The 6,275-nt window shown below is 72.9% G+C and carries 7 protein-coding genes; 3 read left to right on the top strand and 4 right to left on the bottom strand.

From position 1 onward, the window contains the following. Positions 1-156: 156 nt before the first annotated feature. Positions 157-1,296, bottom strand: a complete 1,140-nt coding sequence (locus ABZ806_RS06055) for an Mrp/NBP35 family ATP-binding protein (protein WP_500215729.1) — start codon at positions 1,294-1,296, stop codon at positions 157-159. A 110-nt stretch (positions 1,297-1,406) separates the two neighbouring features. On the opposite strand from ABZ806_RS06055, the gene ABZ806_RS06050 reads away from it, so the two are divergent. Next, positions 1,407-1,862: a MarR family winged helix-turn-helix transcriptional regulator gene (locus ABZ806_RS06050; RefSeq protein ID WP_500215728.1), complete on the top strand. Its 456-nt coding sequence runs from the start codon at positions 1,407-1,409 to the stop codon at positions 1,860-1,862. A gap of 42 nt (positions 1,863-1,904) precedes the next feature. On the opposite strand, the gene ABZ806_RS06045 is transcribed toward ABZ806_RS06050, so the two are convergent. Continuing rightward, positions 1,905-2,384, bottom strand: a complete 480-nt coding sequence (locus tag ABZ806_RS06045; RefSeq protein WP_500215727.1) for a DUF1003 domain-containing protein — start codon at positions 2,382-2,384, stop codon at positions 1,905-1,907. 14 nt (positions 2,385-2,398) lie between these two features. After that, a complete protein-coding gene (locus ABZ806_RS06040) occupies positions 2,399-3,697 on the bottom strand; it encodes a magnesium transporter MgtE N-terminal domain-containing protein (protein ID WP_500215726.1) in 1,299 nt (432 codons plus the stop codon). A gap of 127 nt (positions 3,698-3,824) precedes the next feature. Here ABZ806_RS06040 and ABZ806_RS06035 point away from each other — a divergent pair, with 127 nt between their 5' ends. Further along, positions 3,825-4,715: an RNA polymerase sigma-70 factor gene (locus ABZ806_RS06035; protein WP_500215725.1), complete on the top strand. Its 891-nt coding sequence runs from the start codon at positions 3,825-3,827 to the stop codon at positions 4,713-4,715. A 62-nt stretch (positions 4,716-4,777) separates the two neighbouring features. Here the strand turns inward: ABZ806_RS06035 and ABZ806_RS06030 are convergent, their stop codons facing one another. Then, positions 4,778-5,293 carry a hypothetical protein gene (locus ABZ806_RS06030; protein WP_500215724.1) on the bottom strand — a complete coding sequence of 172 codons (516 nt, stop codon included), beginning with the start codon at positions 5,291-5,293 and terminating at the stop codon, positions 4,778-4,780. A 39-nt stretch (positions 5,294-5,332) separates the two neighbouring features. Here ABZ806_RS06030 and ABZ806_RS06025 point away from each other — a divergent pair, with 39 nt between their 5' ends. Then, the gene (locus tag ABZ806_RS06025) at positions 5,333-6,271 is read left to right on the top strand and encodes an HpcH/HpaI aldolase/citrate lyase family protein (RefSeq protein ID WP_500215723.1); all 939 of its coding nucleotides are present in this window, start codon (positions 5,333-5,335) and stop codon (positions 6,269-6,271) included. The last annotated feature ends 4 nt before the right edge of the window (positions 6,272-6,275 follow it).

Genomic DNA, 6,275 nt, shown 5'->3' with positions numbered 1-6,275 from the left:
GGCCCCAGCGGGTCTTCCGGCCGTTGTCGAGCCCCGGGTTGCGGGGGAGCCGAGCCGCTGGCGCGTCTGGGGAAACGCCCTCTCGTTCGGCGGGCCGGGTGACCTCCGGGCGCAGAGCGCCCTCCGGCCACCCGACTCGTAAGGCGGTGGCCAGGCTTACCGGCCCTTGGGGCTGATGCCGAGGGACATGCCGGCGAGGCCGCGGCTGCGGCCGCCGAGTTTGTCGGCGATGGTGCGCAGCTCCTTGGCGGCGCCCGCGTCGGGGTCGGACAGCACCAGCGGGACGCCGTTGTCGCCGCCCTCGCGCAGGCGCGGGTCGATCTGCACCTGGCCGAGCACGGGGACGCGGGTGCCGAGCGTCTTGGTCAGCGCGTCCGCGACCGTCTGGCCGCCGCCCTCGCCGAAGAGGTGCTGCTGCTCGCCGCAGTGCGGGCAGGACAGGTACGACATGTTCTCGATCACGCCGACGACCTGCTGGTGCGTCTGCGCGGCGATCGCGCCGGCCCGCTCGGCGACCTCCGCGGCGGCCTGCTGCGGGGTGGTGACGACGAGGATCTCCGCGGACGGCAGCAGCTGCGCGACGGAGATCGCGATGTCGCCGGTGCCGGGCGGCAGGTCCATCAGCAGGATGTCGAGGTCGCCCCAGTACACGTCCGAGAGGAACTGCTGGAGCGCGCGGTGCAGCATCGGCCCGCGCCACACGACCGGCTGGTTCCCGGCGGTGAACATGCCGACCGAGATCACCTTCACGTCGTGCGCGGTCGGCGGCAGGATCATGTCCTCGACCTTGGTGGGCGAGTTCTGCACGCCCAGCATGCGCGGCACCGAGTGGCCGTAGATGTCGGCGTCCACGACCCCGACCTTGCGGCCCTGCGCGGCCAGCGCGGCGGCGAGGTTCACCGTCACCGACGACTTGCCGACGCCGCCCTTGCCGCTCGCCACCGCGTACACCTTGGTCAGCGAGTTCGGCTGGGCGAACGGGATCTCCTTGGCGGGCTGCCCGCCGCGGAGCTTGGTCTGCAGGTTCTTGCGCTGCTCCTCGCTCATCACGTCCAGGTCGACCTGGACGGAGGCGACCCCGTCGAGTTTGGAGACGGCCTCCGTGACGCGTTTGGTGATGGTGTCCTTCATCGGACATCCGGCCACGGTCAGGAACACGCCGACGCGGACGGTGCCGTCCGAGGCGATGTCGACGCTCTTGACCATGTCGAGCTCGGTGATGGGCTTGTGGATCTCAGGATCGTTCACCGTGGCGAGAGCCTCGGTCACCCGCTCGGTCGTCAACTGGGAGGCCATGGCTCCATGGTATGAACCCCGAGGGCGTACCCGTTAATCAGGGTGTCGGTCCTCACATGTCGCGTGCGTCTCCATCGCGCCGGCGGCCCGCCGGCCGTACCATCGGTCCGGTGACCACCGGTATCCTCGCGTCCGCCGAGCCGGCTGTCTGGCGGACGATGCTGCGCGCGCAGGCGCAGCTCTCCCGCCGGCTGCAGGCGGACCTGGCGGCCCGGCACGACCTCGCGCTCGCCTCCTACGAGGTGCTCATGCACCTCGGCGAGGCGGCGGGCGGGCGGCTGCGGATGAACGACCTCGCCGACCGGGTGCTGCTGTCGCGCAGCGGGCTGACCCGGCTCGTCGACCGGCTGCAGCGCGACGGGCTGGTGATCAGGCAGTCCTGCGCGGACGACGCCCGCGGCCTGTACGCCGCGCTGACCCCCGCCGGGCGGGACCGGCTCGCCGAAGCCGCCCCGACCTACCGGCAGGGCGTCCAGGAGCACCTGCTCAGCCGGCTGGACGAGGCCGACCTGCGCACCCTCGGGCACATCCTCGACAAGCTCGCCGACGAGAACGCCCCCGCCTGACGCCCCGCCCCGGGGCGCGGCCGCCCACGCGGCATGCTCCTTCTACGGGGCGTGCTCCTTCGCGTCCAGGTCCCTGATGATCTGCTGGAGCTCCGAGCGCAGGAAGTCGCGGGTGACGACCTCGCTCAGCGCCACCCGCAGCCCGGCGATCTCCCGGGTCAGGTATTCGGTGTCGGCGATGCCGCGGTCGCCGCGGGCCCGGTCCTGCTCGTACTGGACGCGGTCCCGGTCGTCCTGCCGGTTCTGCGCGAGCAGGATCAGCGGCGCCGCGTAGGACGCCTGCAGCGACAGCATCAGGGTCAGGAAGATGAACGGGTACGGGTCGAACTTCAGCGCGTCGGGCGCCGCCAGGTTCCACACGATCCACACCGCGACGAACACGGTCATGTAGACGATGAACCTGGCGGTGCCGAGGAACCGCGCGATCCGCTCCGACAGCCGCCCGAACGACTCGGGGTCGTAGTGGATCCGCGGCAGCAGCGTCCGGCGGACCTCCCTCGGCTGGTCCAGGCGCGCGCTCATCGGCCGTGTCGTCATCATGTCGTCCCCCGCAGAGCCTCTTCCTCGGGATCGGCGGACTCCTCGGCGGCGGCGTCCATCACCGCCTCCCGCCAGTCCTCGGGCAGCAGATGGTCGAGGACGTCGTCGATCGTCACCGAGCCGAGCAGGTGCCCGGTCTCGTCCACGACGGCGCCCGCGACGAGGTTGTAGGTGGCCAGGAACATCGCGACGGCCTCCAGCGACATGGTGGGCCGCAGCGGATCGAGTTCGGTGTCGACGATCCCGCTGACGAGCGTCGGCGGCGGCTCGCGCAGCAGCTTCTGGAAGTGCACCGTGCCGAGGTACTGGCCGGTGGGCGTCGCGGTCGGCGGCCGGCACACGTACACCTGCGCGGCGAGCGCCGGGTTCAGGTCGGGGCGGCGGATCAGCGCGAGCGCCTCGGCGACCGTCGCGTCCGGCGCGACGATCACCGGGTCGGTGGTCATCAGCCCGCCCGCCGAGTGGTCGGGGTAGGTGAGCAGCCGCCGCACCGGGGCCGCGTCCTGCGGCTCCATCAGCGTCAGCAGCCGCTCGCGCTGCTCGGTCGGCAGCTCCCCGAGCAGGTCGGCGGCGTCGTCGGGGCCCATCACCTCCAGGACGTCGGCGGCCCGCTCCACGCTCAGCTTGCCGAGGATCTCGATCTGGTCGTCCTCGGGCAGCTCCTCCAGGACGTCGGCGAGCCGCTCGTCGTCCAGCGCGGCCGCGACCTCGGTGCGCCGCTTGGCCGGCAGCTCGTGCACGATGTTGGCGAGGTCGGCGGCCTTCATCTGCCCGAACGCGGCGATCAGCCCGGCCGCGCCCTGCCCGTGCTCGACGGCGGAGAAGCCCTCCAGGGCGTCCCAGTCGACGACCATGCTCTCCCCGCGCTTGCGCAGCGCGCGGCCCGTCCGGCGGCTGACGGCGACCTTGCCGACCAGCCAGTCCCGCGTCCGGGTCGGCTCCATCGCCACGTCCACGACGGAGACCGGCTCGCCCGAGTCGCGGAACCGGATCGTCCGGTCCAGCATCTCCGCGATGACGAGCGTCTCCGACTCCCGCTTGCTGAAGCGCCGCACGTTGAGCCGGCCGTCGAAGACGATCGCGTCCGCCTCGATCACCGTCACCCGGGTCATCGGCAGGAACACCGCCCGCCGCGACGCGACCTCCACCACCAGCCCGAGCACCCGCGGCGGGCGCGGCGCCAGCCGCAGCGCGACCACGACGTCGCGGACCCTGCCGACCTGGTCCCCGGCCGGGTCGAACACCGCGATGCCCGCCAGCCGGGCGATGAACACCCGTGTCGGAGCCGCACTCATGGTCCGGACACTACCCATGATCGACCCGCCAATCCGGACCCGGCACGCCAGACCGGACTCTTCGGGCGGGGCATGTCACAGTCCGCGCGGGTGTTCCGTCCCAGGGGGCATGAAAGGGTTGACGACGATGACCGACGACGCTTTCGAGGAGCACCGCAACCTGCTGTTCGCGGTGGCCTACCGGATGCTGGGCACGGCCGCCGACGCGGAGGACGCCGTGCAGGACGCGTGGCTCCGCTGGTCCTCGGGCGACCGGTCGGGGGTGGCCGACCCGAAGGCCTACCTCGTCCGGATCACCACCAACGTCGCGCTCGACCGGCTGCGCTCGGCGCAGGCCCGGCGGGAGACCTATGTCGGGCCGTGGCTGCCGGAGCCGATGCTGACCAGCCCGGACGTCGCCGAGGACGTCGAGCTGTCGGAGTCGGTGTCCATCGCCATGATGGTCGTCATGGAGACGCTGAGCCCGCTGGAGCGGGCCGTCTTCGTCCTCAAGGAGGTCTTCGGCTACCCGTACGCGGAGATCGCGGCGGCGCTGGACCGGTCGGAGGCGTCCGTGCGGCAGCTCGGCACCCGCGCCCGCAAGCACGTGGAGGCGCGCCGCCCCCGCTTCGAGGCGGGCGGCGCCGAGCGGCGCGCCGCGACCGAGCGGTTCCTCGACGCTGTCCTCGGCGGCGACATCAACCGGCTCATGGAGGTCCTCGCCCCGGACGTCGCGCTGTGGTCGGACGGCGGCGGCAAGGTCCGCGCCCCGCGCCGGGCGATCTTCGGCGCCGACAAGGTGGGCCGCTTCCTCGGCGGGATCAGGGGCGTGGCCTACCAGGGCGTCGCCGCCGGCGACATGCGGTTCGAGCGCGTCGAGGTCAACGGCGAGCCGGCGATCGTGGTGGCCGGCCCGGACGGCCCGATCAGCGCCGTCACCGTCGACGTCGACGAGGCCGGCCAGGTCCAGACGATCCACCTGGTCGCCAATCCGGACAAGCTGCGGGCCCTCGCGGAGGGCCGCCGGCTCCCGATGTAGCCGCCGCCCGGCGCGTGCCGTCCGGCGCGGCCGGCGGTCGGCTCGGCTAGCGGTCGGCCTGGCTAGCGGTCGGCCTGGCGGCGCTTGCCGCCGAGCATGCGCGGCGGCGGGCCGGCGGTGGTCGCCCGGGTCGGCACCGGGCGGACGGCCGCGTAGTCCCCGTCCGCCGTCACGACCTCGTCCACCGGGGTCAGCCGGACGATCCACGACTCGGTCGCCCACGTCTCGACCTGGCCCTCGTGGGTGCGGGCGTTGAGGCGCTCCTTGGCGAGGACCGGCGTCACGGCGTCCCACGACTCGGTGCCCGGCTCGACCACCTGGACGTCGGCGGTGAACGACAGGAGCCGCCCGCCCTTGTCCTTGCTGCGGAGGATCACCGTCACGTGCGCGGACTCGGCCAGCCCCGGCAGCGGCTGCTCGCCCTCGCCGCCGGTCAGCACGTAGGCGGCGCCGTCGTGCCACACGTGCCAGGCGGCCCGCGGCTGCGGCAGGCCGGGCAGGTCCAGCCACAGCACCCCCGACTTCCTGGCCGCCTCCTCCACCAGCGCCCTGTTCAGACCCATGCCGTCCAGACCCATGTCCGCAGGGTCTCACACCGGCTGGATAGCATCCGGGCCATGCGCTCTCGACGTACGACCCTCGCCGTCCCGGGCAGCAACCCGCGCTTCATCGAGAAGGCGCAGGGCCTGCCCGCCGACGAGATCTTCCTCGACCTGGAGGACGCCGTCGCGCCGTCCGCGAAGGAGGACGCCCGCTCGACCGTCGCCGCCGCGCTCAACGAGGGCGACTGGTCCGGCCGGACGCGGGTGGTGCGCGTCAACGACCTCGACACGCACTGGGCCTACCGGGACGTGATCGAGGTCGTCGAGGCCGCCGGCGCGAACCTGGACGCGATCATGCTGCCGAAGGTGTCGGACGCCACCCACGTCCAGTGGCTCGACCGGCTGCTCACCCAGATCGAGCGGGCGACCGGCCTGCCGGTGGGCCGCATCGCCATCGAGGCCCAGATCGAGGACGCCCAGGGCCTGACGAACATCGACGCGATCGCCGCGTCGTCGCCCCGGCTGGAGGCCCTCGTGCTCGGGCCGGGCGACCTCATGGCGTCGCTCAACATGAGGACCCTCGTCGTCGGCGAGCAGCCGCCCGGCTACACCGAGGGCGACGCCTACCACCACATCCTCATGCGGATCCTGATCGCCGCCCGCGCCCGCGGCCTGCAGGCCGTCGACGGGCCCTACTTCAACGTCCGGGACGTGGACGCCTTCACGCGGGTCGCGCAGCGCTCCGCCGCGCTCGGCTTCGACGGCAAGTGGGTCCTGCACCCGGCGCAGATCGAGGCCGGGAACGCGGTGTTCTCCCCGTCCCAGGACGACTACGACCACGCCGAGCTGATCCTGGACGCCTACGACCACTCGCTGCGCGAGGGGCGCGGCGCCGCCACCCTCGGCGACGAGATGATCGACGAGGCGTCCCGCAAGATGGCGCTCGTCATCGCCGCCAAGGGCCGCGCCGCCGGGCTGCCTCGCACCAAGCGGTTCGACCCCCGCGGGCACTGACTGG

The organism is Spirillospora sp. NPDC047418 (assembly GCF_040643275.1).
In the GTDB taxonomy this organism is placed as follows: domain Bacteria; phylum Actinomycetota; class Actinomycetes; order Streptosporangiales; family Streptosporangiaceae; genus Spirillospora.
This window is presented reverse-complemented; position numbering and strand designations above follow the sequence as displayed.

What these genes read in the sequence shown, in the direction of transcription:
- ABZ806_RS06055 (WP_500215729.1), bottom strand. Translation starts at nt 1,296, where the DNA reads ATGGCCTCCCAGTTGACGACCGAGCGGGTGACCGAGGCTCTCGCCACG.
- ABZ806_RS06045 (WP_500215727.1), bottom strand. Translation starts at nt 2,384, where the DNA reads ATGAGCGCGCGCCTGGACCAGCCGAGGGAGGTCCGCCGGACGCTGCTG.
- ABZ806_RS06040 (WP_500215726.1), bottom strand. Translation starts at nt 3,697, where the DNA reads ATGAGTGCGGCTCCGACACGGGTGTTCATCGCCCGGCTGGCGGGCATC.
- ABZ806_RS06035 (WP_500215725.1), top strand. Translation starts at nt 3,825, where the DNA reads ATGACCGACGACGCTTTCGAGGAGCACCGCAACCTGCTGTTCGCGGTG.
- ABZ806_RS06030 (WP_500215724.1), bottom strand. Translation starts at nt 5,293, where the DNA reads ATGGGTCTGGACGGCATGGGTCTGAACAGGGCGCTGGTGGAGGAGGCG.
- ABZ806_RS06025 (WP_500215723.1), top strand. Translation starts at nt 5,333, where the DNA reads ATGCGCTCTCGACGTACGACCCTCGCCGTCCCGGGCAGCAACCCGCGC.